Source organism: Amycolatopsis umgeniensis (assembly GCF_014205155.1).
In the GTDB taxonomy this organism is placed as follows: domain Bacteria; phylum Actinomycetota; class Actinomycetes; order Mycobacteriales; family Pseudonocardiaceae; genus Amycolatopsis; species Amycolatopsis umgeniensis.
On sequence record NZ_JACHMX010000001.1, the window covers coordinates 7,281,128 to 7,304,652 of the forward strand.

At 69.1% G+C, this 23,525-nt stretch carries 23 protein-coding genes; 16 read left to right on the forward strand and 7 right to left on the reverse strand.

Annotation, left to right across the window (positions count from 1 at the left end; genetic code table 11):
* Positions 1–21: 21 nt before the first annotated feature.
* Genes HDA45_RS33930 through HDA45_RS33940 form a run of 3 tightly spaced genes read left to right on the forward strand, consistent with a single transcriptional unit; the run spans position 22 to position 4,798 of the window.
* Positions 22–870, forward strand: coding sequence for a sulfurtransferase (locus HDA45_RS33930; protein WP_184902291.1), 849 nt, complete (start codon positions 22–24; stop codon positions 868–870).
* Between the two features lie 57 nt (positions 871–927).
* Positions 928–2,100 carry an acetoin utilization protein AcuC gene (locus HDA45_RS33935; RefSeq protein WP_184902294.1) on the forward strand — a complete coding sequence of 391 codons (1,173 nt, stop codon included), beginning with the start codon at positions 928–930 and terminating at the stop codon, positions 2,098–2,100.
* A gap of 1 nt (position 2,101) precedes the next feature.
* Entirely contained in the window at positions 2,102–4,798 is a 2,697-nt protein-coding gene (locus HDA45_RS33940; RefSeq protein ID WP_184902296.1) for a bifunctional acetate--CoA ligase family protein/GNAT family N-acetyltransferase, read from the forward strand.
* Here the strand turns inward: HDA45_RS33940 and HDA45_RS33945 are convergent.
* From HDA45_RS33945 to HDA45_RS33970, 6 genes are all read right to left on the reverse strand, one after another.
* Positions 4,791–5,018, reverse strand: coding sequence for a hypothetical protein (locus HDA45_RS33945; protein ID WP_246480882.1), 228 nt, complete (start codon positions 5,016–5,018; stop codon positions 4,791–4,793). The genes HDA45_RS33940 and HDA45_RS33945 overlap by 8 nt on opposite strands.
* A 92-nt stretch (positions 5,019–5,110) precedes the next feature.
* Entirely contained in the window at positions 5,111–5,536 is a 426-nt protein-coding gene (locus HDA45_RS33950; protein ID WP_184902298.1) for an SgcJ/EcaC family oxidoreductase, read from the reverse strand.
* Positions 5,537–5,784: 248 nt separating this feature from the next.
* On the reverse strand, positions 5,785–6,882 hold the full coding sequence (locus tag HDA45_RS33955) for an alpha/beta hydrolase family protein (protein ID WP_184902301.1): 1,098 nt from the start codon (positions 6,880–6,882) through the stop codon (positions 5,785–5,787).
* A 76-nt stretch (positions 6,883–6,958) separates the two neighbouring features.
* Positions 6,959–8,470: an AMP-binding protein gene (locus HDA45_RS33960; protein ID WP_184902303.1), complete on the reverse strand. Its 1,512-nt coding sequence runs from the start codon at positions 8,468–8,470 to the stop codon at positions 6,959–6,961.
* Complete coding sequence (locus tag HDA45_RS33965) at positions 8,467–9,540, reverse strand: acyl-CoA dehydrogenase family protein (protein ID WP_184902305.1); 1,074 nt, start codon at positions 9,538–9,540, stop codon at positions 8,467–8,469. The genes HDA45_RS33960 and HDA45_RS33965 overlap by 4 nt, the downstream gene beginning before the upstream one ends.
* Positions 9,541–9,549: 9 nt before the next feature.
* On the reverse strand, positions 9,550–10,731 hold the full coding sequence (locus tag HDA45_RS33970; RefSeq protein ID WP_184902306.1) for an acyl-CoA dehydrogenase family protein: 1,182 nt from the start codon (positions 10,729–10,731) through the stop codon (positions 9,550–9,552).
* 103 nt (positions 10,732–10,834) lie between these two features.
* Between HDA45_RS33970 and HDA45_RS33975 the strand changes: the two genes are divergently transcribed.
* From HDA45_RS33975 to HDA45_RS34035, 13 genes are all read left to right on the forward strand, one after another.
* Positions 10,835–11,026, forward strand: a complete 192-nt coding sequence (locus HDA45_RS33975) for a ferredoxin (RefSeq protein WP_184902308.1) — start codon at positions 10,835–10,837, stop codon at positions 11,024–11,026.
* Positions 11,027–11,097: 71 nt separating this feature from the next.
* Positions 11,098–11,982: a 3-oxoacyl-ACP reductase gene (locus HDA45_RS33980; protein WP_184902310.1), complete on the forward strand. Its 885-nt coding sequence runs from the start codon at positions 11,098–11,100 to the stop codon at positions 11,980–11,982.
* A gap of 16 nt (positions 11,983–11,998) precedes the next feature.
* On the forward strand, positions 11,999–12,760 hold the full coding sequence (locus HDA45_RS33985; protein ID WP_184902312.1) for a glucose 1-dehydrogenase: 762 nt from the start codon (positions 11,999–12,001) through the stop codon (positions 12,758–12,760).
* 117 nt (positions 12,761–12,877) lie between these two features.
* The gene (locus tag HDA45_RS33990; RefSeq protein ID WP_101606438.1) at positions 12,878–13,636 is read left to right on the forward strand and encodes an MlaE family ABC transporter permease; all 759 of its coding nucleotides are present in this window, start codon (positions 12,878–12,880) and stop codon (positions 13,634–13,636) included.
* A gap of 1 nt (position 13,637) precedes the next feature.
* Positions 13,638–14,486 (forward strand): MlaE family ABC transporter permease, encoded by an 849-nt coding sequence (locus HDA45_RS33995; protein WP_184902314.1) that lies wholly within the window; start codon positions 13,638–13,640, stop codon positions 14,484–14,486.
* Positions 14,483–15,817: an MCE family protein gene (locus tag HDA45_RS34000; RefSeq protein ID WP_184902316.1), complete on the forward strand. Its 1,335-nt coding sequence runs from the start codon at positions 14,483–14,485 to the stop codon at positions 15,815–15,817. The genes HDA45_RS33995 and HDA45_RS34000 overlap by 4 nt, the downstream gene beginning before the upstream one ends.
* A gap of 523 nt (positions 15,818–16,340) precedes the next feature.
* Positions 16,341–17,378 (forward strand): MCE family protein, encoded by a 1,038-nt coding sequence (locus HDA45_RS34005; protein ID WP_184902318.1) that lies wholly within the window; start codon positions 16,341–16,343, stop codon positions 17,376–17,378.
* A complete protein-coding gene (locus tag HDA45_RS34010) occupies positions 17,375–18,406 on the forward strand; it encodes an MCE family protein (protein ID WP_184902320.1) in 1,032 nt (343 codons plus the stop codon). Before HDA45_RS34005 ends, HDA45_RS34010 begins: the two co-directional genes overlap by 4 nt.
* Positions 18,403–19,584, forward strand: a complete 1,182-nt coding sequence (locus tag HDA45_RS34015; RefSeq protein ID WP_184902322.1) for an MCE family protein — start codon at positions 18,403–18,405, stop codon at positions 19,582–19,584. Before HDA45_RS34010 ends, HDA45_RS34015 begins: the two co-directional genes overlap by 4 nt.
* Complete coding sequence (locus tag HDA45_RS34020) at positions 19,581–20,795, forward strand: MCE family protein (protein WP_184902324.1); 1,215 nt, start codon at positions 19,581–19,583, stop codon at positions 20,793–20,795. Before HDA45_RS34015 ends, HDA45_RS34020 begins: the two co-directional genes overlap by 4 nt.
* A complete protein-coding gene (locus HDA45_RS34025) occupies positions 20,792–22,027 on the forward strand; it encodes an MCE family protein (RefSeq protein ID WP_184902327.1) in 1,236 nt (411 codons plus the stop codon). The genes HDA45_RS34020 and HDA45_RS34025 overlap by 4 nt, the downstream gene beginning before the upstream one ends.
* The gene (locus tag HDA45_RS34030; RefSeq protein WP_184902328.1) at positions 22,027–22,515 is read left to right on the forward strand and encodes a hypothetical protein; all 489 of its coding nucleotides are present in this window, start codon (positions 22,027–22,029) and stop codon (positions 22,513–22,515) included. The genes HDA45_RS34025 and HDA45_RS34030 overlap by 1 nt, the downstream gene beginning before the upstream one ends.
* Positions 22,512–23,006: a hypothetical protein gene (locus HDA45_RS34035; RefSeq protein ID WP_184902330.1), complete on the forward strand. Its 495-nt coding sequence runs from the start codon at positions 22,512–22,514 to the stop codon at positions 23,004–23,006. Before HDA45_RS34030 ends, HDA45_RS34035 begins: the two co-directional genes overlap by 4 nt.
* Here HDA45_RS34035 and HDA45_RS34040 read toward each other — a convergent pair whose 3' ends face one another.
* The gene (locus HDA45_RS34040; RefSeq protein ID WP_184902332.1) at positions 23,007–23,501 is read right to left on the reverse strand and encodes a hypothetical protein; all 495 of its coding nucleotides are present in this window, start codon (positions 23,499–23,501) and stop codon (positions 23,007–23,009) included. It abuts the gene before it with no gap.
* Positions 23,502–23,525: the final 24 nt, after the last annotated feature.

The following is a 23,525-nucleotide window of genomic DNA, read 5'->3' on the forward strand; positions in this document are numbered from 1 at the left end:
GAGGCGCGGGAAGATGGGCCCATGCGCCCCATGATCACCACCAGCGAACTCGCCGCGCAGCTCTCCGGGCCGGAATCGGCACGCTCCGTAGTCCTCGATGTCCGCTGGCGGCTCGCGGGCCCGCCCGGTGCCGAGTCCTACCGTGAGGCACATCTCCCGGGTGCGGTGTACGTCGACCTCGACACCGCGCTCGCCGGGGAGCCGGGTGACGGCGGTCGCCATCCGCTGCCCGAGCCGGAAACCCTGCAACGGCATCTGCGGGCGGCCGGGATCCGCTCCGGTCACCCTGTCGTGGTGTACGACGACTCCGACGGTTCGGTCGCGGCGCGGGCGTGGTGGCTGCTGCGCTGGGCCGGTCATGCCGAGGTCGCCGTGCTGGACGGCGGGTTCGCCGCCTGGGCCGAGGAAGAGCGTCCGCTCACCGGTGAGGTCCCTTCGCCCGCGGAGGGCGACATCGTGGTGAAGCCCGGCGGCATGCCGGTGCTGGAGGCGGCCGAGGCCGCCACGCTGGCGAGGGACGGGCTGCTCTTCGACGCCCGCGCCAAGCCGAGGTACGCGGGGGAGACCGAGCCGATCGACCCGCGCGCCGGGCACATCCCCGGCGCGGTCAACGCGCCCTTCTCCGGGCATCTCGCGGAGGACGGCCGCTGGCGCGACGCCTCGGAACTGGCCGAGCGGTTCGAGGGACTCGGCGTGGATCCGGAGACCCCGGTCGGTGTCTACTGTGGATCCGGCATCACCGCCTCGTCCGTCGTTCTCGCGCTCGAGGTCGCCGGCCACCCGGAGTCCGCGGCGCTGTACGCGGGCTCGTGGTCGCACTGGTCCCGCGATCCGGAGCGCCCGGTGGCCACGGGGGATCTGCCCGGCTGACCCGCGCGGCGGCCGGAGACGGGGCATGAGCCGCTTTCGGGCACTAGAGTCCGTGCCATGCGAGCACCGGCCGTCGTATGGGACTCCTCGCTGCTGGGTTACGACCTCGGCGGCGAGCATCCGTTCAATCCGGTGCGGCTCGAACTCACGATCCGGCTCGCCACCGAACTCGGCGTGCTCGACGGGGTCGAACTGCTCGTCCCCGGGCCCGCGGGTGACGACGAGCTGCGCCGCGTCCACATCGGCGAGTACATCGAGGCCGTCCGGCAGGCGCCGATGACCGGTGCCGATTTCGCGCACGGGCTCGGCACCGAGGACAACCCGGTGTTCACCGGCATGCACGAGGCTTCGGCGCTGGTCGTCGGCTCGACGTTGCTGGCCGCGCGCAAGATCGCCGACGGCGAGGCGACGAGGGCGGTGAACATCGCCGGCGGGCTGCACCACGCGATGCCGGACAGGGCGTCGGGTTTCTGCGTGTACAACGACTGTTCGGTGGCGATCTCGTGGCTGCTGGACCACGGCTTCGATCGCGTCGCCTACGTCGACACCGACGTCCACCACGGCGACGGCGTGCAGGCGGCGTTCTACGACGACCCCCGGGTGCTGACCGTCTCCCTGCACCAGCACCCGTTCACACTGTGGCCGGGCACCGGCTACTCGGCGGAGATCGGGAAGGGCGGCGCCGAGGGCACCGCGGTCAACCTCCCGCTGCCGCCCGGCACCCGCGACGGCGGCTGGCTGCGGGCGTTCGACGCGGTGGTGCCGTCGCTGCTGGAGCAGTTCCGGCCGCAGATCCTCGTCACCCAGTGCGGAGTCGATTCGCACGAAGAAGACCCGCTGGCGGACCTCTCGCTCTCGGTGGACGGCCATCGCGCCATCTACCGGCGGCTACGGGAACTGTCCGAAGCGCACGCCGGCGGCCGCTGGCTCGCCGTGGGCGGCGGTGGCTACCAGCTGATCCGGGTGGTGCCGCGGTCCTGGACCCATCTGCTCGCCACCGTGCTCGACCGTGACGTCGACCCGGCGACGGCGTTGCCGCCGAACTGGGTCGCGTCGATCTCCAGGGCGGCGCCGAACGCCGAGATCCCGCCCAGCATGTCCGACGACCGCGAAACCGCCTTCACCCCGTGGGGAGACGGGGCGGACGAGCCGGTCGACATCGCCATCCGCGACACCCGCCGCGCGATCTTCCCGCTGCACGGCCTCGATCCGGACGATCCGAGGGACTGACATGGCCAGTGAGGACACCGGTAACCGCGACCCGTTCGACTTCCCGCGCGAGTGGGAGGCCGACGTCCTGCTCTCCGACGGCGGCACGGTGCACCTGCGCCCGGTGATCCCCAGCGACGCCGACGGGCTCGTCGCCTTCCACGGCCGGTTGTCCGAACGCACCCGGTACTTCCGGTACTTCGGCGCCTATCCGCGGATCCCGCAGCGGGACCTCGAACGGTTCTCCGTCGTCGACCACCACGACAGGGTCGCCTTCGTCGCGTTGCTGGGCGACGACATCGTGGCCGTCGGCCGCTACGAACGGCTCGAACACGGGCCGTCGGCCGAGGTCGCGTTCGTCGTCGACGACACCCACCAGGGCCGCGGGCTCGGATCGATCCTGCTGGAGCATCTGGCCGCCGCCGCTTCGGAATCCGGCCTCCGCCGCTTCGTCGCCGAAGTGCTCGCCGAGAACGCGGCGATGGTCCGCGTGTTCCGAGACGCGGGCTACCAGGTCAGCCGCGAGATCGAGGAAGGCGTGCTGCACCTGGAGTTCGACATCGATCCGACCGAGGAGTCCCTCGCGGTCGCCCGTTCCCGGGAACAGGCCGCCGAGGCACGCAGCGTGCACAACCTGCTGCACCCGAAGTCGGTCGCGGTGATCGGCGCGTCCACCGATCCCACGAAGATCGGCTATGTCGCCCTCACCAACCTGCTGAGCGCCGACTTCGCAGGCACCGTCTACCCGGTCAACCCGGAGCACAAGTCCGTCCGCGGTGTGCGCGCCTATCCGTCCGTCGTGGACATTCCCGAGGACGTCGACCTCGCGCTGGTCGCCGTTCCCGCCGAGGCCGTCGAGTCCGTTTTGGACGGTGCGCTGGCCAAGGGGGTCAAGACGCTCCTGATCGTCTCGGGCGGGTTCGCCGAGGCCGGCCCGCACGGGTTGCACGCCGAACTGAGGCTGGTCGGAGAGGCCAGGGCGCACGGCATGCGCGTCGTCGGCCCGAACGCGCTGGGCGTGCTCAACACCGACGCCTCCGTCCGGCTCAACGCCACCCTCGCGCCCCGCCTGCCCGCCCGCGGCCGCACCGGGTTCTTCTGCCAGTCCGGCGCGCTGGGTACCGCGATCCTCGCCGACGCCGAAGCGCGCGGCCTGGGGCTTTCGACGTTCGTCTCGGCGGGCAACCGGGCCGACGTCTCCGGCAACGACCTGCTCCAGTACTGGGAGACGGATCCGGCGACCGATCTCGTCCTGCTGTACCTGGAATCGTTCGGCAATCCGCGCAAGTTCGCGCGTCTCGCCCGGCGGCTGGCGCGGACGAAACCGGTGGTGGCGGTGAAATCGGGCAGGCACGCCGTCCGCCCGCAGCTCGCCGCGACGTCGGCCGAGGTCGACGAGTCCAGCGTCCAGGCGCTGTTCGAGCAGGCGGGCGTCGTCCGCGTCGACACGCTCGCGCAACTCTTCGACACCGCGCTGGTCTTCGCCCATCAGCCGTTGCCCGCCGGGCCGCGGATCGCCATCGTGGGCAACTCCAGCGCGATCGGGCTGCTCGCCGCCGACACCGCGCGGGCGCAGGGCCTCCGGCTGGCTTCCGACCCCGTCGACGTCGGGCCGCAGGCGAGTCCGGAGGAATTCGCCGCGGCCGTGCGCGAAGCACTCAACTCCCCGGAGACCGACGCGCTCGTCGTGGTCTTCGTGCCCCCGCTCGCGATCCCGGGCACCGCGTACGCCCGCGCGCTGCGGGAAGCCGTCGTCGAGATGGACAAGAACAAGCCCATCGTGTCGACCTTCCTCGCCGTCGAGGGCGTGCCGGACGAACTGGCCGTGCTTTCCGAGGACGGCGTGCCGACGCGGGGTTCCGTCCCGTCGTACCCCAGCCCCGAACGCGCGGTGAACGCGCTCGCGCGCGTCGTGCGCTACGCCGCGTGGCGTCAGCGGCCGCAGGGCAACCTGGTGCGGCCCGCGGGACTGCACGCCGAGCAGGCGCAGGTGATCGTCAACGAACTCCTGTCCGGCGAGGACGGCAAGACGACACTGCTCTCCGACGAAGACGTTGTCCGGCTCCTGGGCTGCTACGGCATCGACGTCGTCCCGTTCCAGGTCGTGACGTCCGCGGACGAGGCGGTGAAAGCGGCCGAGGACTTGGGTTTCCCGGTCACCCTCAAGGCCGTCGACGAGCGGCTGCGCGGCAGGCCGGACCTCGCCGGGGTGCGGCTCGATCTGTCTTCTGTGGACGGAGTGCGGCGGGCGTACCTCGATCTGCGGGAGATCTCCGGCGACGACGAGGTCTACGTCCAGCGGATGGCGCCCAAGGGCATTTCGTGCGTGATCGGGCTGCAGGACGACCCGTCGTTCGGCACGCTCGTTTCGTTCGGGCTCTCCGGACTGGTCAGCACGCTGCTGGGGGACCGCGCCTACCGCGCCGTCCCGCTCACCGACGTCGACGCCGCCACGCTGCTGCGCGAACCGCGGACGTCACCGCTGCTCACCGGGTACCGCGGCGACGAACCGGCGGATCTGGCCGCGCTCCAGGACATCGTGCTGCGCGTCGCGGCGCTCGCCGAGGACAACCCCGAGGTCCGCTCGATGACGCTCGACCCGATCCTGGCCTCGCCGGACGGCGCCTTCGTCGCCAACGCCCGGATCGTGCTGGGCCCGCCGCCGTCCCGCCCCGACACCGGGCCGCGGCGGCTGCGGCCGATCAACGCCCCTACTTGAGCCCGGGGAGCACCACGGCGAGCACGCTCACCGCCAGCGGCGCGAGGATCCCGAACGCCGCCGTGACGGTCTTGCCCACCGTGGTGTCGCTCCCGAGCAGCTGGGTCAGCCGGGCGCGTCCGGCGAGCCAGTCCTCACTGGGCCGCGCGTCGGGCGGCAGGGGGTAGATCTCGTCGACCAGCCGTACGCACCGGGTCTTCCAGGCGCGGAGGACGGGCATGTAGAGCAGGAGCGAGCACGCTGATCACGAGCGGCCAGAGCCAGTGCTTCCTCAGGCGCGTCACGCCGTCAGTCTGCCGAAGGCGGCGCCGATCAGGAATCCCAGTCCTGGGGAGACCTCGCCGCGAGGTCCGCGTCGTGGCCGGTGAACTCCGCGATGTCGCCCCGGATCGTGTTGTGGAACGCGGCGACCCGCCCGTCGTGGACGAGCATCGTCTGCACCGCGCGTTGTTCCCCGGCGAGCGGGCCCGCCGGGATGGACATCACCGTCTCGGTGTGCACGAGGTCGAACCCGCCGCCGAGCGGGCGGCTCGACACCTGGCGGAGCTGCAGCCTGCTGTCCCGGTAGATGGTGTCGAAGATCTTCTGGCTTTCGCGTGCGATCGTCGCGCGGCCGCGCTGGATGCGGCCGACGACGTCGACGAAGTCCACGTCCTCGGCGAAGTTCGCGGCCCACGCCTGCCCGTCGCCCGCGTTCCAGGCGCGTTCCAGCGAGGTGATGATCTCCTCGGTGGTCATCGCTGTCCTCCCTTGTAACGGATGTCCAGTACTCATTGAGGGGTAAGGCAAACGTATCTCGGTCGTGAGCGGGCCGGCTCGCGTGTCGCGAAAGCCACTTTCGGGACACCTGATGTCCCGAAAGTGGCTTTCGCGACATCGCCACAGGCCATCCGCGACCAAGCCACGTTTGCCCTTCCCCGCAAAAGAGAAGCCGCATCGCCATGCACGACCCGTTCGCAAAGCGTGCAGGTGTGGAGTGACGGCGACTACGAGGCGCGGCTCAAGGACACACTGGTCACATCGCTGCTTCGCTGACGCAGGTTCCGGCCGAAGAACTCGCTCAGCCGGGCACGCTGGGCCGCGATACTGCGCGCGGGGTCCACGGTGCCGATGAACGCGGCCGGAGCGTTGCCCAGCTGCGGCAACAAGGTCTGGTAGTCGGTGAAGCTGAAGTGCTCGCCGTCCGGCAGACGTGTCTCGCCGGTCCAGCCGCGCTGGTTGCGCTGGAACTCCTGCCAGGACGCGTCCGAGGCGGCGCTGTGGTTTCCCGCGCTCATCAGCAGGAACGGCCTGTCGAGCCCCTCGTCGGCGACGCGGCCGAAGATCCGCTGGGACTGTGAGTGGGCCATGCTGCCGTCGAGGTCCGCCCCGGCGACGATGCGCCGGTCGGTCACCATCGTCTCGCCCGCGGTGAACCCGCCGGCGGAGTGGCCGAACATGCCGACCCTGGTCAGTCTGAGCGCGTCGAGGACGAACTTGGTGTCCTGGACGCGGGTCTCGATCACTCGCTTCGACACTTCGATGCTCGACGGCGGCAAGGCCTTCTTCTCGACGCGGCCACCGGGGAACTCGACCGCTTCCGCCTCGTGGGTGTGATCGATGGCCACGACGACGTAGCCCTCGCTCGCGAGCTGTTCCAGCTGGTTGGTGCCGTGGGAACGGGACAAGGTGCCCCCGGGCGAATACAGCAGGACAGGCCGCTTCCCGCCGATCGCGGGCGCGCCGATCCGCGCGTTGGTGGGGAAGCGGTAGTCGAGCTGATCCGCGCCGATGCCCAGTTTGACGGCGTCTCCCTCGGCGACCACTTTCGCGACTCCTGGCGCCATGTACGGAGCTTTCGGCTTCCCGCTCGGCAGTGCCGGGTACCGCACGGTGACCATGAGTTCCCGGGAGGAACCGGGAACCCACGGGTCCTGACGGGAGCGGTCGACCAGGTGCAGGTCGGTACTGCCGACCGCGTACGGGCCCGTCGGCGCGGGCAGGCTGAAACGGACGGGGGCGGCGGAAGCCGACGGCGCGATCAGTACGGCGGGGAGTGCGAGCGCCGCGGCGAGAACACCGATCCGGCCCGGAATTCGTGTCATAGGCCGAACTTAGGAACTGAGACCGTGCCGGGGCATCAGGAAGATCACCGGTTCCGACCCTGGGATCATCTGGGGGTCAGGCGTCGGGATACCGCGGTTCCCAGGCCTCGGCGACACCTTCCGCCGCGAGTTCCCGCTTGAGGATCTTGTGCGTCGCCGTCCGCGGCAGTTCCTCGACCACCCGCACGAACCGGGGCCGCTGTTTCGGTCCGAGATCGCCTTGCGCCGCGACGAAAGCGGCGAACTCGTCCGCGTCGACCGGTGCCCGGCAGACCAGCGCGGCCATCACCCGGTCGCCCACTCGCGGATCCGGCACGCCGTACACCGCCGCTTCCCGGACGGCCGGGTGCCGCAGGAGCGCGCGTTCGATCGGGGCGGTGCCGAGGTTCTCGCCGTCGACGCGGAGCCAATCGCCGAGCCGTCCGGCGAAATAGCAGTGGCCGTCCGCGTCGAGGTACGCCAGGTCGCCGGTGTGGTACATCCCGTCGCGCATCCGCTCGGCCTCGGCGGCCGGATCGCCGTAGTACCCGGCGAAGAAGCCGGCTCCGCCGGTGTTGACCAGTTCGCCGACCGCCTCGGCGGCGTTGAGGAGCTTGCCGTCCGCGTCGAATTCCGCCGGAGGACAGGGTTTCCCGGTCTCCGGATCGAGGACGGCGACGCCGTCGAGCAGCCGGCCGAGCGAACCGGCGGGGGTGCTGGCGTCCCGGCCGAAGTTCACGCCGCCCTCGGTCGAGCCGAACGCGTCGACCACGTGGCAGCCGAAACGCTTGCCGAAAGCAGCCAGATCGGCTTCCGTGCCTTCGTTGCCGTAGACCACCTTCAGCGGATTGTCGGCGTCGTCGTCCCGCTCGGGAGTGGCGACCACATAGGACAGTGGCTTGCCGACGTAGTTGGCGTAGGTCGCGCCGAACTCCCGGATGTCGGGCAGGAAGCCGGACGCGGAGAACCGGCGCCGCAACGCGACCCCCGCGCCCGCGGCGAGCCCGACCGACCAGCCTGCCATGATGGCGTTGGAGTGGAACAGGGGCATCGACACGTACACGGTGTCCTGTGTGGACATACCGAACCGGACGGCCAGCATCTCGCCGGGATAGGCGATCTTGCCGTGCGTGCACCGGACGGCCTTCGGGTCGCCGCTGGTGCCGGAGGTGAAGATCAGCATGAGCAGGTCTTCGGGCTTCGCGGCCACCGGGACGACGGCCTCCCGCAGCGGCTCGAACTCGCTCAGCGGCAGTACCGGGACATCCGTCCCGGACAGCAGCGGGAGGTACTTCTCCTCGGCGAACACCAGCTCGCAGTCCGCCAGCGCGACGTCACGGGCCAGCGCCGCGCCCCGGCGCGTCGGGTTCAGGCCGACCAGCACGTGACCCGACAGCGCCGCGCCGCCGAGCAGGAACGAGAACTCGGGGACGTTGTCCGCCAGCAGCCCGAAATGCCCGCCGGGACGCAGCGTCCTGGTGAGCGCGGCGGCGTGCCCGGCGCAGGCCCGGACGTGCTCCGCCCACGACCAGCGCCGGTCTTCGAACAGCAGCCCGGTCGACGGGTCTTCTGCCCGGGCGAGCAGGAGTTCCGTGACCGTGGTCGTCACGCCGGGTCCGCGGCCAGGAGATCGCCGAGGCCCCGCGTCTGCACGGTCGCCCCGCCGAAGGTGAACTCGAGCCGCTTCGCCGCGACGAAGTAGCGGTGCAGGGTGTGGTCGACGTCGATGCCGACCCCGCCGTGGATGTGCACGGCGGTATGCGCGACCCGGTGCCCGGCCTCGGCGGCCCAGAACTTCGCCGTCGCGACCTCTTCGGCCGCCGGAAGCCCCTCGCTCAGCCGCCAGGCGGCCTGCCACAACGTCAGCCGGACGGCTTCGACGTCGACGTAGGCGTCCGCGAGCCGTTGCCGCACCGCCTGGAAACTCCCGATGAGGTGGCCGAACTGCTTGCGTTCCCCCGCGTACGCCGCGGTCAGTTCCAGTGCCCGTTCGACGACGCCGAGCTGCTGCGCGCAGACACCGATCGTCCCGCGCAGCCGCAGCCATTCGCCGATGTCGCCCAGCGAGACCGCGGATTTCGCGCCGGACAGTTCGACCAGTGCCGCGTCGGCGTGGTCGACGGTCCGTTGCGGCGAGACGGTCACCGAGTCCGAGTCGAGCAGGAACACCTGCCGTCCGCCGTCGATGGCGGCTTCGACGAGGAAGCCGTGCGCGAAAGCGCCCGAAGGCACCGCGGTCTGCGCGCCGGTCAGCCGCCAGCCGTCGCCGTCGGTCTCGGCGGTGAACCCGCACGGCATGCCGTAGTCCGGCAGCGCCACCGCGAGCACGTGGTCGCCGCGCAGCACAGGGACCACCCAGCGCTCGGCGAGCCTGCCGTCTCCGAACCTGGCCACCGCGGCCGCGCCCATGACCACGGACGTCAGATACGGCACGGGCGCGACCGCGCGGCCGATCTCGGCCAGGACGGAACACTGCTCCAGCAGCCCGTAGCCGCCACCGCCCACCGACTGCGGCAGGGCGGCGTCGACCACTCCCGCCTGGGCCAGCGAGGTCCACAGTGGAGCGTCGAACCCGCCGGAACCGTGCGGCCCCAGCACGTCGGGGGTGACCTTGTCCGTGAGGATCCGGCGCGTGAGCGACGCGAGATCCTGTTGCGCTTCGGTGAGCGTGAAGTCCATCTGTGCCTCCTAGCGCGTGATGGGCAGGCCGAGGGCGGTCGCGGCGATCATGTCCCGCTGGATCTCGTTGGCGCCGCCGCCGAAGGTGAGGATCAGCGACGAGCGGTGCAGCCGTTCGACCCGGCCGCGCAGCAGGGCGCCGGGGGAGCCCTCGCGGACCACGGCGCCCGCGCCGAGGATCTCCATCATCAGCCGGTAGGCCTCGGTCGCGAACTCCGTGCCGAACACCTTGGTCGCCGAAGCCTCCGCGGGGCCGAGATCGCTGCTCGCGGCCGCCCAGGCGATCCGCCAGTTCCGCAGTTTCAGGTACTCCGCGTGGGTGTGGATCCGTGCCAGGTGCAGCCGCACCCACGGCGCGTCGATGACGCGGGAGCCGTCGGGCAGTTTGGTCGTCTGCGCCCAGGTCCGCACCTCACGCAACGACGTCTGGATCGGGGCGGCCGAGGTCAGCGCGACACGTTCGTGGTTGAGCTGGTTCGTGATGAGCGGCCAGCCCTCGTTCTCGCCCGCGACCCGGGAGGTCACCGGGACCCGCACGTCGTCGTAGTAGGTCGCGCTGGTGCCCGGTCCGGCGACCGTGTGCACCTTCGTCCAAGAGAAGCCGGGGGCCGAGGTCGGCACGATCAGCATGCTCAAGCCCTTGTGCCTGCGGGCGTCGGGGTCGGTGCGGGCGGCCAGCCAGATGTAGTCGGCGTACTCGATCAGGCTCGTCCACATCTTCTGGCCGTTGATCACGTAGTCGTCGCCGTCGCGGACCGCGCGGGTGCGCAGCGCGGCCAGGTCCGTCCCCGCGCCGGGCTCGGAGTAGCCGATCGCGAAATGCAGTTCGCCGGCGGCGATCTTCGGCAGGTAGAACGCCTTCTGCTCTTCGGTGCCGTAGCGCATGATGGTCGGCCCGACGGTGTTCACCGTGAGGAACGGGACGGGCACCCCGGCCGCGGCCGCCTCGTCGGTGAAGATGAGCTGGTCGAGCATCGGCCGGTCCTGTCCGCCGTACTCTTTCGGCCAGCCGATCGCGAGCCAGCCCGAACTGCCGAGTTCGCGCACGATTTCCTTGTACACCACGCTGTCGCCGTATTCGCCGCCGTCTCCGGCCAGTGCTTCGCGGCGCTCGGGTGTCATCAATCCGGCGAAGTACTCCCGCAGTTCCCCCGCCAGGGCCCGCTGGTCCGGCGTGTAGTCGATCCGCATCCGTCACCTCTGCCGTCGGTGCTCGTTACTGGTGCCATGGCCGCTCGCGGCGGTAGGGTAGAACCTGTTCTAGTTGTACCAGGTATGGCGGCGAGGAGGGAATATGGAGATCGACGTCGATCGCTCACTCTGTGAGGCGAACGCGATCTGTGTCGGCTTCGCGCCCGAGGTCTTCGATCTCGACGACGAGGAGGAGCTCGTCCTCGCGTCGGCCGAAGTTCCGGCGAACCAAGTAGAACGTGTTACTCAAGCTGTGGCGAGCTGCCCGAAGAACGCGCTGCTCATGCGTAGTTAGCGCCGTTTACTCAGGCCTTGCACAGAGCGAGAACAGATTCTAGTGTGTGCGGAGACGTGAGGAGGCCCGGAGTGGGTTTGGACGGCAAGACGGCCATCGTCACCGGGGCCGGCGCGGGACTCGGCCGGGCCGAGGCGCTGGCACTGGCCGCGGCGGGTGCCTCGGTGGTGGTCAACGACGTCTCGACGGCGGCGCAGGTGGTGGCCGACGAGATCGAGGCCGAAGGCGGCAAGGCCGTCGCGGTCACCGGAGACGTGTCGGAGTCCTCGACCGCGGACGCGCTGCTTGCCGCCGCCGTCGACCACTTCGGCGGACTCCACGTCCTGGTCAACAACGCGGGCGTGCTGCGCGACCGGATGCTGTTCTCGATGTCCGACGAGGAATGGGACACCGTGCTCGGGGTCCACCTGCGCGGGCACTTCCTGCTTTCCCGCAACGCGGGGGCGTACTGGCGCGACAAGTCCAAAGTGGACGGAGCGCCGGTGTACGGCCGGGTGGTCAACACCGCCTCGGAGTCGTTCCTGCTCGGTGCTCCCGGCCAGCCGAACTACGGCGCGGCCAAGGCCGGTATCGCCGCGCTCACCGTCTCCACCGCGCGCGGCCTCTCCCGCTACGGCGTCCGCGCCAACGCGATCTGCCCGCGCGCCCGCACCGCGATGACCGAAGGGGTCTTCGGGGCCGACGCGCCGGAGGGGATCGACCCGCTTTCGGTCGACCACGTCGCGCCGTTCGTGTCCTTCCTCTGCTCGCCGGAGTCCGACCGCGTCAACGGTCAGGTGTTCCTCGTCTACGGCGGGATGGTCGCGCTCATGCGGCCGCCGTCGGTGGAGCAGCGGTTCGACACCGTCAACGGCACCTGGACCACCGAAGAACTCGCCACGAGCGTGGGCGGCTACTTCGCCGACCGCGATCCGGAACGCATGTTCTCCGCGTCCGAAATCATGTCGCTGCCGTGAATCAGAGGAGATGACGATGGGCAGGCTCGACGGCAAGGTGGCCCTGATCACCGGCGGTGCCCGTGGCCAGGGCGAAGCGGCCGCGCGGCTGTTCGTCGCCGAGGGCGCGCGCGTGGTGATCGCCGACATCAACGACCTCGACGGCAAGAAACTCGCCGCCGACCTCGGCGAATCGGCCGTCTATCAGCATCTCGACGTCGGCGACGAGAGCGAATGGGACGCCGCGATCGAGCGCACGGTGTCGGAGTTCGGACCGCCGACGGTGCTGGTCAACAACGCGGGAATCCTGCATTTCTCGGAACTCGGCAAGACCACGCTGGCCGACTACGAACGCGTCATCCGGGTCAATCAGATCGGGGCGTTTCTCGGGATGCGTTCGGTCGTTGAACCGATGACCGGGGCCGGAGGCGGCTCCATCGTCAACGTGTCCTCTGTGGAAGGACTCGCCGGGATGCCGTTCCTCGTCGCCTACACCGCGAGCAAGTTCGCGATCCGCGGGATGACCAAGGTCGCGGCGCTCGAACTCGGCGCGAAGAACATCCGGGTCAATTCGGTCCATCCCGGCGCGATCGACACACCGATGGTCGCCGCGGCGGCGGGCGGGCAGAAGATCGACATGTCGTGGGTCGGCAAGAAGGTCGCTTTGGGCCGTGTCGGGCAGCCGGAGGACATCGCGAAACTCGTCTTGTTCCTGGCCAGTGACGAAAGTTCGTACAGCACGGGCTCGGAGTTCGTCGCCGACGGCGGCGCGACCGCGACGCACGCCCTCAAGTTTTAGCGCGGAGGTGCCGAGAGCAAGTGAACACCGCTAACGCAATGGGGCGTTGACAGGTGGAGTAAGACTCGGGGCAGGCTACTGGGAGGTTCTGTGGGAGCGTCGGTGTCCGTCCCGGGTATGGGTGCGCTCACACAGGTCGGCAGGCTCGCGACCCTGTCGTGGGAGGTCCTGCGCGCGATCTTCAAACGCCCGTTCCAGTTCCGCGAATGGATCCAGCAGTGCTGGTTCTTCGCCAGCGTCACCATCCTGCCGACGGCGCTCGTGGCGATCCCGTTCGGCGCGGTCATCGCCCTGCAACTGGGATCGCTGACGCAGCAGATCGGCGCGCAGTCGTTCACCGGCGCGGCCAGCGCGCTCGCGATCGTGCAGCAGGCGAGTCCGCTGATCACCGCGCTGCTGGTGGCGGGCGCGGGCGGCAGCGCGGTCTGCGCCGACATCGGCGCTCGCAAGATCCGCGAAGAGATCGACGCGATGGAGGTACTCGGGGTCAACCCGATCCAGCGCCTGATCGTGCCGCGCGTCCTGGCGGCGATCGTGGTTTCGGTACTGCTGAACGGTTTGGTCAGTGTCGTCGGGGTGCTCGGCGGCTACTTCTTCAACGTCGTCATGCAGGGCGGCACCCCGGGTGCGTACCTCGCCAGCTTCAACGCCCTCGCGCAGGTGCCGGATCTGTGGATCAGCGAGATCAAGGCGCTGCTCTACGGTTTCGTCGCCGGGGTGGTCGCGGCCTTCCGCGGGCTGAACCCGGCGGGCGGGCCGAAGGGCGTCGGGGACGCGGTGAACCAGGCCGTGGTCATCACCTTCCTGCTGCTGTTCCTGATCAACGTCGTGCTGACGGCGATCTACCTGCGGATCGTGCCGCCGAAGGCGATGTGACATGGCAGCCGAACCCGCTGTTACGGACCGGACCCTCGAGATCATCGCGCGCCCTGGCGCGATGCTGGAGGGCTTCGGCGGCCAGCTGTCCTTCTACTTCCGTGCGCTGGCCTGGACCCCGCGCACCATCCGGCGCTACGGCCGCGAAGTCTTCCGCCTGCTGACCGAAGTCAGTTTCGGCACCGGCGCGCTCGCGGTGATCGGCGGGACGCTCGGCGTGATGATCGGGATGACGCTGTTCACCGGTCTCATCGTCGGCATGCAGGGCTATTCGGCGCTGAACCAGCTTGGCACGGCCGCGCTGACGGGGTTCATCTCCGCCTACTTCAACACCCGCGAGGTCGCGCCGCTCTCGGCGGGGCTCGCGCTCTCGGCCACCGTCGGCTGCGGATTCACCGCGCAACTGGGCGCCATGAAGATCTCCGAGGAGATCGACGCGCTCGAAGTGATGGGTGTGCCGAGCCTGCCCTACCTCGTGACGACACGGGTGATCGCCGGCGTCAGCGCGGTCATCCCGCTCTACGCCGTCGGCCTGCTCTCGTCCTACCTTGCCTCGCGGCAGATCACCATCTGGCTCTACGGCCAGTCCGCGGGCACCTACGACCATTACTTCACACTGTTCCTGCCGCCCGAGGACGTGCTCTGGTCGTTCCTCAAGGTGATCATCTTCAGCGTGCTCGTCATCCTTTCCCATTGCTATTACGGCTATACCGCCAGCGGTGGGCCCGCCGGGGTGGGGATCGCCGTCGGGCGCGCGGTGCGGACGTCGATCGTGCTGATCTCGGTACTCGACTTCTTCCTGAGCCTCGCGATCTGGGGCGCCACGACGACGGTGAGGATTTCCGGGTGAACAGGGGGATTCTGCTTCGACGGCTCCGGCACCAGGTGCTGGGGCTGATCTTCCTCGTGGTGGTGGTGCTGTTCTTCGTCACCACCATCGCCTTCTACCAGAAGGCCTTCACCACGGTGACCCTGGTGAAATTGGAGACCGACCGCATCGGCAACCAGATGCGCGAGGGCGCGGACGTCAAGGTGCGCGGGATGGTCGTCGGCGAGGTGCGGTCGATCCAGGCCCACGGCGATCACGCGACGATGGATCTGGCGCTGCAACCGGACAAGACCGCCGTCATCCCGGCCAATGTGTCCGCGCGGCTGTTGCCGAAGACGCTGTTCGGTGAGCGGTACGTCGCTTTGCAGATTCCCGAACGGCCCGAACGGCACATCGGCGAGGGCGACGTCATCCCGCAGGACCGCAGCAGCAGCGCGATCGAGCTCGAAACCGTGCTCGGCAACGTCATGCCGCTGCTGCAGGCCGTCCAGCCGGAGAAGATGGCCAGCACGCTCAACGCCGTCGCGTCCGCTTTGGACGGTCAGGGCAAGCAACTCGGCTCGACACTGGCCGGGCTTTCGGACTACCTCGGGAAAGTGAACCCGTCGCTGCCCGATCTCAAGGCCGACATCACCGGACTGGCCGACGCCGCCAAGGTCTACGACAAGGCCGCGCCGGATCTGCTGGCCGCGCTGTCGGATCTGACCACCACGAGCAAGACCCTGGTCGAGAGCCAGCGCGGTCTCGCCGACGTCTACTCGACGGTGACAGCGGCCTCGATCGATCTGACGAGCTTCCTGAAAGTGAACCAGGACAACCTGATCCGCCTCACCACCAGCCTGCAGCCCACTTTGGACGTCCTCGCGAAGTACGCGCCGGAGTACCCGTGCCTGCTCAAGCAACTGGCCGGATCGGTGCCCCGCGCGGAACTCGCGTTCGGCAAGGGCACCGCGCATCCCGAGGTCAGCCGGGTGACGATCGAGTTCACGCCGAGCCGCGGCAAATACCTGCCCGGCGTCGACGAGCCGAAGTACGACGACAAACGCGGCCCGCGGTGCTACCCGGAGGTCCCGCCGCCGGGACGCTGGCCGCAGTACCCGCCGGACGGCGCCATCGACGACGGGTCTTCGAAGCCCGCGCCGCCGAGGGACCCCGACGGCACCCTGCCTTCGAACGGGACCTTGCCCTCGGGCGGGAGCGCCGGTGGCTCGGTGGTGAACACGCCGGACGAACAGCGGCTGATCGACCTGCTCGTGTCGCCGGCGATGGGCACGACGCCGGATCAGGTGCCGAACTGGGGCAGCCTGCTGGTGGGGCCGCTGTACCGCGGCGCGGAGGTGGAACTCCGATGAGGACTTCGTCCAACGCCAGGGCGACGTTGCGAAAGTGGCTTTCACAACTCGCTCGCCCCGCCGCGGGTATCACGGCTGCCCAGGGCGACCGACGGGAAGCGGGGCTCGTGAGTGGTGAGAACGGTTCTGACCAGCCCTGCCACTCACGAGTCCGCCGCTTCTCCGCTCGGGCGACGTTGCGAAAGCCACTTTCGCACCCCGCTCGTCCTGGCTCCCCCCGCTCAGGCGAGATGAACGGGACTTACCTTGCACAAGTTGAGATGAAAGTCCCGTTCGTCTCACCGGCGCCCAGCGCGGACGGCCGCGGGGCTCTTTCGGGGCCTCGGTCACGTCGCGAAAGCCACTTTCGGGACGTCAGGTGTCCGGAAAGTGGCTTTCGCGACACGTATGCGCTGGCCGCGGCGGGTCGGGCCGGGCTGAAGGGGCCCTTCGCCGCATGCGACGCGGTGAAGGGAGCTTTCACCGCGTCTGATGCGGTCATGGGCCCCTTCAGCCCGCGCGGCGCGGTCGGGAGGTGGCCCCGATGAGGTCCTTCGTCCCGGATCTGGTCAAGATCCTCATCTTCGCGGTGGTCACCGTGCTGCTCACCGCGATCCTCGGCGCCACCATCGCGAACACCAACTTCGGCGAGACCTCGGGCTACACGGCCAAGTTCACCGACGCGTCCGGGCTCAAGGAGGGCGACGACGTCCGCATCGTCGGCGTGAAGGTCGGGCAGGTCGGCAGGATCGAGGTCGAGGAGGGCGAGAGGAACTTCGCCCAGGTCCACTTCGACGTCCAGACCACGCACCGGCTGCCCGCCTCGGTGACCGCGACCATCAAATACCGCAACCTGGTCGGACAGCGGTATCTCTCACTCGGCACGGACATCGGGGACGAGAAGTCGTTGCCGCGCGGCGGGATCATCCCGCCCGAGCGCACCAAACCGGCTCTGAACCTGACGGTGCTCTTCAACGGGTTCAAACCGCTCTTCCGCGCGCTGAACCCCGAGGACGTCAACAAGCTCTCCTACGAGATCATCCAGGTCTTCCAGGGCGAGGGCGGCACGATCACCAGCCTGCTCGCGCACACCGCGTCGGTCACTTCGGCCATCGCGGGCAAGGACAAGATCATCGGGGACGTCATCGCGAACCTCAACACCGTGCTCGGCACGGTCGAGAAACGCTCGCCGCAGCTGGGCGAGTTGATCGACCAGACGCAGCGGCTGGTCACCGGGCTCGCCGAGCAGCGGCAGCCGATCGGCGACGCGGTCAAGGCGCTGGGCGACCTCACCGTCGCCACGACGGGACTGCTCGCCGACGCGCGGCCCGCGCTCCAGGACGACGTCGTCCAGCTCGGGGCCCTGTCCCAGAACCTCGGCGACTCCGAACAGCTGCTCGACCATCTCCTGCAGGTGCTGCCGGGCAACCTCCAGAAGTTCACCAGGACACTGAGCTACGGCAGCTGGTTCAACTACTACCTGTGCGGGATCTCCGGCAGCATCGGCATCAAATCGCTCAACATCGAACTGCCGATCACGCCGCTGCCCGGTACGCAGCGACCGGAGAGGTGCGGGCCGTGAAGCCGCTCAAGGAACGCAACCAGGCCGCGGTCGGCGGGGTGACGCTCATCCTGCTCGTGCTGATCACGGCGACGACGTACTTCTCCGACCGGATCCCGCTGTTCGGCAGCGGGACGACGTACTCGGCGTACTTCGGCGAATCGGCCGGATTGGCGCCGGACAACGAGGTCCAGATCGCCGGGGTCAAGGTCGGCCAGGTCAGCTCGGTGGAACTGGCGGGCAAGAAGGTGCTGGTGAAGTTCCGGGTCAAGGACGCGAAGGTCGGCGACGCGACGTCCGCGTCGATCGAGATCAAGACGCTGCTGGGCGAGAAGTTCCTGGCGCTGACACCGAAAGGCAAGACGAGCCAGGACCCGAACGCCACCATCGGGCTCGACCGGACGCGGACGCCGTTCGAACTGCAGGACGCGTTCCAGCAGCTCTCGGGGACGGTCGGCGAGATCGACACCGCGCAGCTGGCGTCGAGTTTCACCGTCCTCTCCGACGCGCTCAAGGACAGCCCGCAGTACCTGAAGGATGCGCTGGGCGGGCTTTCTTCCCTGTCCAAGACGGTTTCCTCGCGCGACGGTGACCTGAAGACGTTGCTGGCCAACACGAGCAAGGTGTCCAAGACCTTGTCCGATCGCAACGCCCAGCTGAAACGGATCCTCGACGACGGCAACCTCCTGCTCGCCGAACTGCAGAACCGGAAGGACGCGATCAGTACCTTGCTCAAGGGCACGCAACAGGTTTCCGCCCAGCTGTCCGGGCTCGTCGCCGACAACCGGCAACAGCTGAAGCCGACGCTGGAGAAACTCGGCAAGGTCACCGACATCCTGCAGCGCAACCAGGACAACCTCAGCCGCAGCCTCGCGCTGATGGCGCCGTTCGCGCGGGTCGGCGCCAACGCGACCGGCAACGGGCGCTGGTTCGAGGGCTACCTGTGCGGGCTGCTGCCGCCGACGATCATCGCGGGCGCGTTCCAGGTCAACCCCGAAGGCTGCACCCCGCCGATCGCGGCGCCGAACCAGGGGGTGGGCGGGCGATGAGCAAGCAACCCCGCACGGTCTACACGTGGGTCGCGTTCGCCTGTGTGCTCGTGCTGATCGCGACAGCCGGTCTGTGGCTCGTGTTCAAGGATCCCGGCGGGACCAGGATCAGCGCCTACTTCGGGAAGACCGTGGGGCTCTACGCGGGGTCGTCAGTCCGGGTGCTCGGGGTGAAGGTCGGCGAGATCACCGGCGTGACGCCGCAGGGCGAGGCCGTCCGGGTCGACATGAGGATCGATGACGGCACCCCGATCCCGGCCGACGCTGGCGCTGTCGTCGTCTCGCCGAGCCTGGTGAGCGACAGGTACGTCCAGCTGACCCCGGCGTACGAGAGCGGCCCCGAAATGGCCGCGGACACGGTGATCGCCAAGGAGAAGACGGCGACACCGGCCGAACTCGACGACCTCTACACGAGTCTCGACAAACTCTCGACGAGCCTCGGGCCCAACGGCGCCAACAAGAACGGCGCGCTGTCCGACGTCCTCGACACCGCCGCGGCGAACCTCGACGGCAACGGGAAGAACCTCAACACCACGGTGACGCGGTTGTCCGAACTCGCCAAGACGCTGGACGGTTCCAAGGGCGATCTGTTCACCACCGTGCAGAACCTGAACTCCTTCACCGGCGCGCTGGCCGAAAGCGACAAGCAGCTCAACGAGTTCTACCGCCGGGCGGCGGACGTGAGCGGGTTCCTGGCCGCGGACTCCGCCGACGTGGGCGCCGCGCTGACCTCCCTGGCCACGGCGATGGGCGACGTCGAGAAGTTCGTCGCGGAGAACAAGGACCTGCTCTCGTCCAATGTGGACAAACTGGCCGGGTTGACGAAGGTGCTCGTGGATCAGCGGGCGTCGCTCGCCGAGGTGATCGACATCGCGCCGACCGGGGCGACCAACTTCATCAACTCCTACGACGCCGCGTCCGGCACGATCGCGGTGCGGGACAACCTGAACGAGCTGACGCATCCGCCGATCCTCACTGTCTGCCGTCTGATCAGCGCGAGTACGCCGAAGCCGATCCCGGACGCGCTGGGCAACATCTGCAAGCAGCTCGCACCGGTCCTCGACGGCACGCTGAAACTCCCGTCGATCCCGCAGGTGCTGGCCTCGCTGCAGAGTGGCGAACTGCCACCGCTGCCGCTCCCGCTGATCGACGTCATGAGCAAGGGGCTCCCGAAATGAGGCGGCAGCGGCAGAAGATCGCGGGGGTGATGGCGGGCGTCCTGGTGCTGGCCGGCTGCGGTGACGGTGGTTTTTCGGGGCTGTACAACACTCCCTTGCCGGGTGGCGCGGATCTCGGCGACCACCCGTACCGGATCTCCGCGCAGTTCTCCGACGTCCTCGACCTCGTGCCGCAGGCGAGTGTGAAGGTCAACGACGTCCCCGTCGGCAGGGTCGAGAACATCGACCTCGCGCCGGACACACGCTCGGCGTGGGTGAACATGGTCGTCAACGGCGACATCGCGCTGCCCGCGAACGCGCGTGCCGAACTGCGGCAGTCGAGCCTGCTGGGGGAGAAGTTCGTCGACCTGCACGCCCCCGAAAAGCCGGAAGGAGCGCTCGCCGAGGGCGCGAAGATCCCGCTGGACCGCACGAACCGCAACCCCGAGGTCGAAGAGGTCCTCGGCGCGCTTTCCCTGCTGCTCAACGGTGGCGGGGTCGAGCAGATCCAGAAGATCAGCCACGAGCTCAACGAGGCGCTCACCGGCAACGAGGCCGAGGTCCGCGCGCTGCTGTCCCAAGTGGACACACTGGCCACCGAACTCGACGGGCACAAGGGCGAGATCCTGCGGGCCATCGACGGCCTCGACAAGCTGTCCAAAACCCTGGTCGGCCAGACGCAGAACCTCACGAACGCGCTCGACAACCTCTCGCCGGGGCTCAAGGTCGTGACCGAGCAACGGGATCAGCTCGTCGGCATGCTGCAGTCCCTGAACACGCTGTCCGGGGTCGCGACCGACACGATCAACGCGAGCAAGGACTCGCTGGTGGCGAATCTCCGCGCGTTGCAGCCGACGCTGAAGAAGCTTTCCGAGGCGGGCCAGGACCTGCCGACCGCGCTGCGGATCCTGCTCACGTATCCGTTCCCGGACTACGCGGGCAACGTGATCAAGGGCGATTACGCGAACGTGGAAGCCAAGATCGACCTGAACCTGGACACCTTCCTCGAGAACATGAACAACTCGTCGCAGCCCATCATCCAGCTGCCGGGGAGCCAGGGCACCGGCACGCCCGGCGCGATCCCGTTCAACAACGGCGCCGCGCCGCCCGTGTTGCCGCTGCCCACAGGCGACCTCCCGCAAGCACCCCAGACACCGCAGACCCCCCAAGGGGACGTGCTGGGCGGCGTCCTCGGCGGGCTGCTGGGGCCGATCCTGGGAGGTGGCCGGTGATCACGCGCAAGACCAAGATCCAGCTCGCGGTGTTCGTCGTCATCGCGGTGGTGTCGGTCGTCTACGCGGGCGGCAAGTACGCCGGACTGGACAGGCTCTTCGGCACCCGGGGCTACCTCGTCACCGCGCAACTCGTGGACTCCGGCGGGATCTTCGTCAACGCCGAGGTGTCCTATCGTGGCGTCGCGGTCGGCAAGGTCGCTTCGATGACGCTCACCGAGCACGGCATCGACCTCGGCCTCGACATCGATTCGGGGGCGCCGAAGATCCCGGCGGACACGAAGGCGGCGGTCGCGAACCGGTCGGCGGTGGGGGAGCAGTACGTCGATCTGCTGCCCATGCACGAAAACGGGCCGTACCTGGCCGCGGGTTCAGTCATCAAACGGGACAAGACGTCGATCCCGCTCGCACCGGACACCGTCCTGTCCAATTTGGACAAACTGGTGTCGAGCGTGAAGCCCGAGTCGTTGAAGACCGTGGTCGACGAGACCTATGAGGCGTTCGCCGACGCAGGCCCGGATCTGCGGCAGCTGCTGGACAGCACCGGTTCCCTCACCGCGACGGCCACGCAATACCTGCCGGACACCCAAGGTCTGCTCGCCAACTCGCGGACCGTGCTGGACACCCAGCGGCGGCAGGCGGACAACATCACGAAGTTCTCCAGCGGGCTCAAGACGATCGCCGCGCAGCTGAAGACGTCCGACCCGGATCTGCGGCGGGTGATCGACGAGGCGCCCAAACTGAGCCGCCAGATCAGCGACGTGCTGGCGGTTTCGGGGACCGACCTCGGGGTGCTGTTCGCGAACACGCTGACCACCGCCCAGATCACCTCCGCCCGCACCGACGCGATCGAGGAACTCCTCGTCGCGTATCCGATCATCTCGGCGTTCTCGCGGTCGACGTCGCCGGACGGCACGGGGCACCTCGGCGTGGTGTTCAACTTCTTCGACCCGGTCTCGTGCACGAAGGGCTATGAGGGCACGAAACAGCGTCCTGCCAACGACACCACCGAGGCGCCGGTGAACACGCAGGCGTACTGCGCCGAGCCGCCGGGAAGCCCCACAGGCGTGCGAGGCTCGCAGAACGCCCCCTACGCGGGGAAGCCGCCCGCGGTGCCGGAGCGGCCGAAGCAGACCCCGCAGGCGGCGGAATCCGCGCAGCTGCCCGGCGTGCTGAGCCTGCTCACCGGATCCGGTCCTGGCGGGCTGGGCGCGTTGCTGGGCGGTAAGTGATGCTCACCCGCGCCCTCACCCTGGTCGCCGTGCTCGCGGTCCTCGCGGCCGCCTGGTTCGGCTGGTCGTGGTGGAGCGCCTCCCAGGACGACGGCCTCGCCCGCGGCCGGGAACGGGAGGCCGTCCTCGCCGCCGCGTCGGGCCAGCTGGAAGTGCTCAACACGATCGACTACCGCACCGGGGCCCAGGACGTCGACCGCTGGCTCGGCGTCACCACCGGACGGCTCGGCAAGGATCTCACCGGCGACAGGCAGACCCAGATCGACCGGGCGAACACCGGCAAGACCGTCGCCACCGCCAAGCTCAAGCAGGCCGCCGTCACCGAACTCGACGCCGTCGCCGGCACCGCGCGGCTGATGGCGGTGCTGGACGTGAAGGTCAGCACCGGCGGCGGATCGGCGGCGCCCAAGGTGAGCAGGCTGACCGTGGACTACCAGCGCGTCGAGGACGGCTGGAAGGTCAGCGCGGTACAGGCGGCGGGCTCGTGACCGCGCGTACCCCGCGGATCCTGGTCGCGATCATCGTGCTGGCCACCGGCTGCGCGGTGTGGTTCGGTCTCCAGGCGTCTTCGCTGGGGTCGGACGGCAACGCGGCGCTGGTGGACCAGGCCGCCACGGCCGAGGTCGCCGACCAGGTCGGCGCGGGGGTGAAGGCCGTCTTCTCCTACGACTACAGCAACCTCGCGCGGACCGAGCGGGCCGCCGCGGACGTGCTGACCGGCGAGGCGACCGGGCAGTACCGGGACCAGTTCGCTTCGGCGCGCGGACGGGCCCAAGAACAGAAGCTGGTGCGCACCACGACCGTCCGTTCGCTCGGCGTCCGATCCTTACGCGGTGACCAGGCCGAAGTGCTGCTGTTCCTCGACCAGCAGACGATCGCCGCCGGCGGGGGTGCACCGCAGTCTTCGGTCTCGCAGCTTTCGGTCACCGCGCAGCGTGTCGACGGCCGATGGAAGATCTCCCTGCTGACCCCGCTCTGATCACGAGAGGCGTTTCATGCTCGCTCCGGTGATCGCGCCGCCGGAAACGGTGTAGGAACCGGAAAAGGTCCGCGTCGAACCATCGGTCTGCCGGGCCGAAAGATCGACGTACACCGTGTTCCCGCGGACATTCGTCACGGTGAGCGTGTCCCACGACGTCGTCGCGAATCCCTTGACGTAGGAAGCATAAGTGCCGCCTTTCGCGAGCCGCTGCCCGCCGAGATTCCACGCGGTGAGGAAATCGCGCCGGTTGAGCGCGTCGTAGTAGGCGATCACCGTTTGCGCCACCGGAACCGCGGGCGCGGGATAGATCGTCTGCGGTGCGACATAAACCGTCTGCGGTGGTGCCGCGACCACCGGTGGCTGGATCACGATGGTGTTCGGCGGAGCGGCCACCGCGACCGCCGGAGCCGCGGTTCCCTGATTCGGTACCGCGCACGCGGCCAAGGCGCCCGCGGCCAGGAGTGTCACCGCCGCCCACTTCTTCGTTTCCATTTTTCTCCCCTTTTCCTCCGTGAG

What these genes read in the sequence shown, in the direction of transcription:
- HDA45_RS33930 (WP_184902291.1), top strand. Translation starts at nt 22, where the DNA reads ATGCGCCCCATGATCACCACCAGCGAACTCGCCGCGCAGCTCTCCGGG.
- HDA45_RS33935 (WP_184902294.1), top strand. Translation starts at nt 928, where the DNA reads ATGCGAGCACCGGCCGTCGTATGGGACTCCTCGCTGCTGGGTTACGAC.
- HDA45_RS33940 (WP_184902296.1), top strand. Translation starts at nt 2,102, where the DNA reads ATGGCCAGTGAGGACACCGGTAACCGCGACCCGTTCGACTTCCCGCGC.
- HDA45_RS33945 (WP_246480882.1), bottom strand. Translation starts at nt 5,018, where the DNA reads ATGCCCGTCCTCCGCGCCTGGAAGACCCGGTGCGTACGGCTGGTCGAC.
- HDA45_RS33950 (WP_184902298.1), bottom strand. Translation starts at nt 5,536, where the DNA reads ATGACCACCGAGGAGATCATCACCTCGCTGGAACGCGCCTGGAACGCG.
- HDA45_RS33955 (WP_184902301.1), bottom strand. Translation starts at nt 6,882, where the DNA reads ATGACACGAATTCCGGGCCGGATCGGTGTTCTCGCCGCGGCGCTCGCA.
- HDA45_RS33965 (WP_184902305.1), bottom strand. Translation starts at nt 9,540, where the DNA reads ATGGACTTCACGCTCACCGAAGCGCAACAGGATCTCGCGTCGCTCACG.
- HDA45_RS33970 (WP_184902306.1), bottom strand. Translation starts at nt 10,731, where the DNA reads ATGCGGATCGACTACACGCCGGACCAGCGGGCCCTGGCGGGGGAACTG.
- HDA45_RS33975 (WP_184902308.1), top strand. Translation starts at nt 10,835, where the DNA reads ATGGAGATCGACGTCGATCGCTCACTCTGTGAGGCGAACGCGATCTGT.
- HDA45_RS33985 (WP_184902312.1), top strand. Translation starts at nt 11,999, where the DNA reads ATGGGCAGGCTCGACGGCAAGGTGGCCCTGATCACCGGCGGTGCCCGT.
- HDA45_RS33990 (WP_101606438.1), top strand. Translation starts at nt 12,878, where the DNA reads ATGGGTGCGCTCACACAGGTCGGCAGGCTCGCGACCCTGTCGTGGGAG.
- HDA45_RS33995 (WP_184902314.1), top strand. Translation starts at nt 13,638, where the DNA reads ATGGCAGCCGAACCCGCTGTTACGGACCGGACCCTCGAGATCATCGCG.
- HDA45_RS34005 (WP_184902318.1), top strand. Translation starts at nt 16,341, where the DNA reads ATGAGGTCCTTCGTCCCGGATCTGGTCAAGATCCTCATCTTCGCGGTG.
- HDA45_RS34015 (WP_184902322.1), top strand. Translation starts at nt 18,403, where the DNA reads ATGAGCAAGCAACCCCGCACGGTCTACACGTGGGTCGCGTTCGCCTGT.
- HDA45_RS34020 (WP_184902324.1), top strand. Translation starts at nt 19,581, where the DNA reads ATGAGGCGGCAGCGGCAGAAGATCGCGGGGGTGATGGCGGGCGTCCTG.
- HDA45_RS34030 (WP_184902328.1), top strand. Translation starts at nt 22,027, where the DNA reads ATGCTCACCCGCGCCCTCACCCTGGTCGCCGTGCTCGCGGTCCTCGCG.
- HDA45_RS34040 (WP_184902332.1), bottom strand. Translation starts at nt 23,501, where the DNA reads ATGGAAACGAAGAAGTGGGCGGCGGTGACACTCCTGGCCGCGGGCGCC.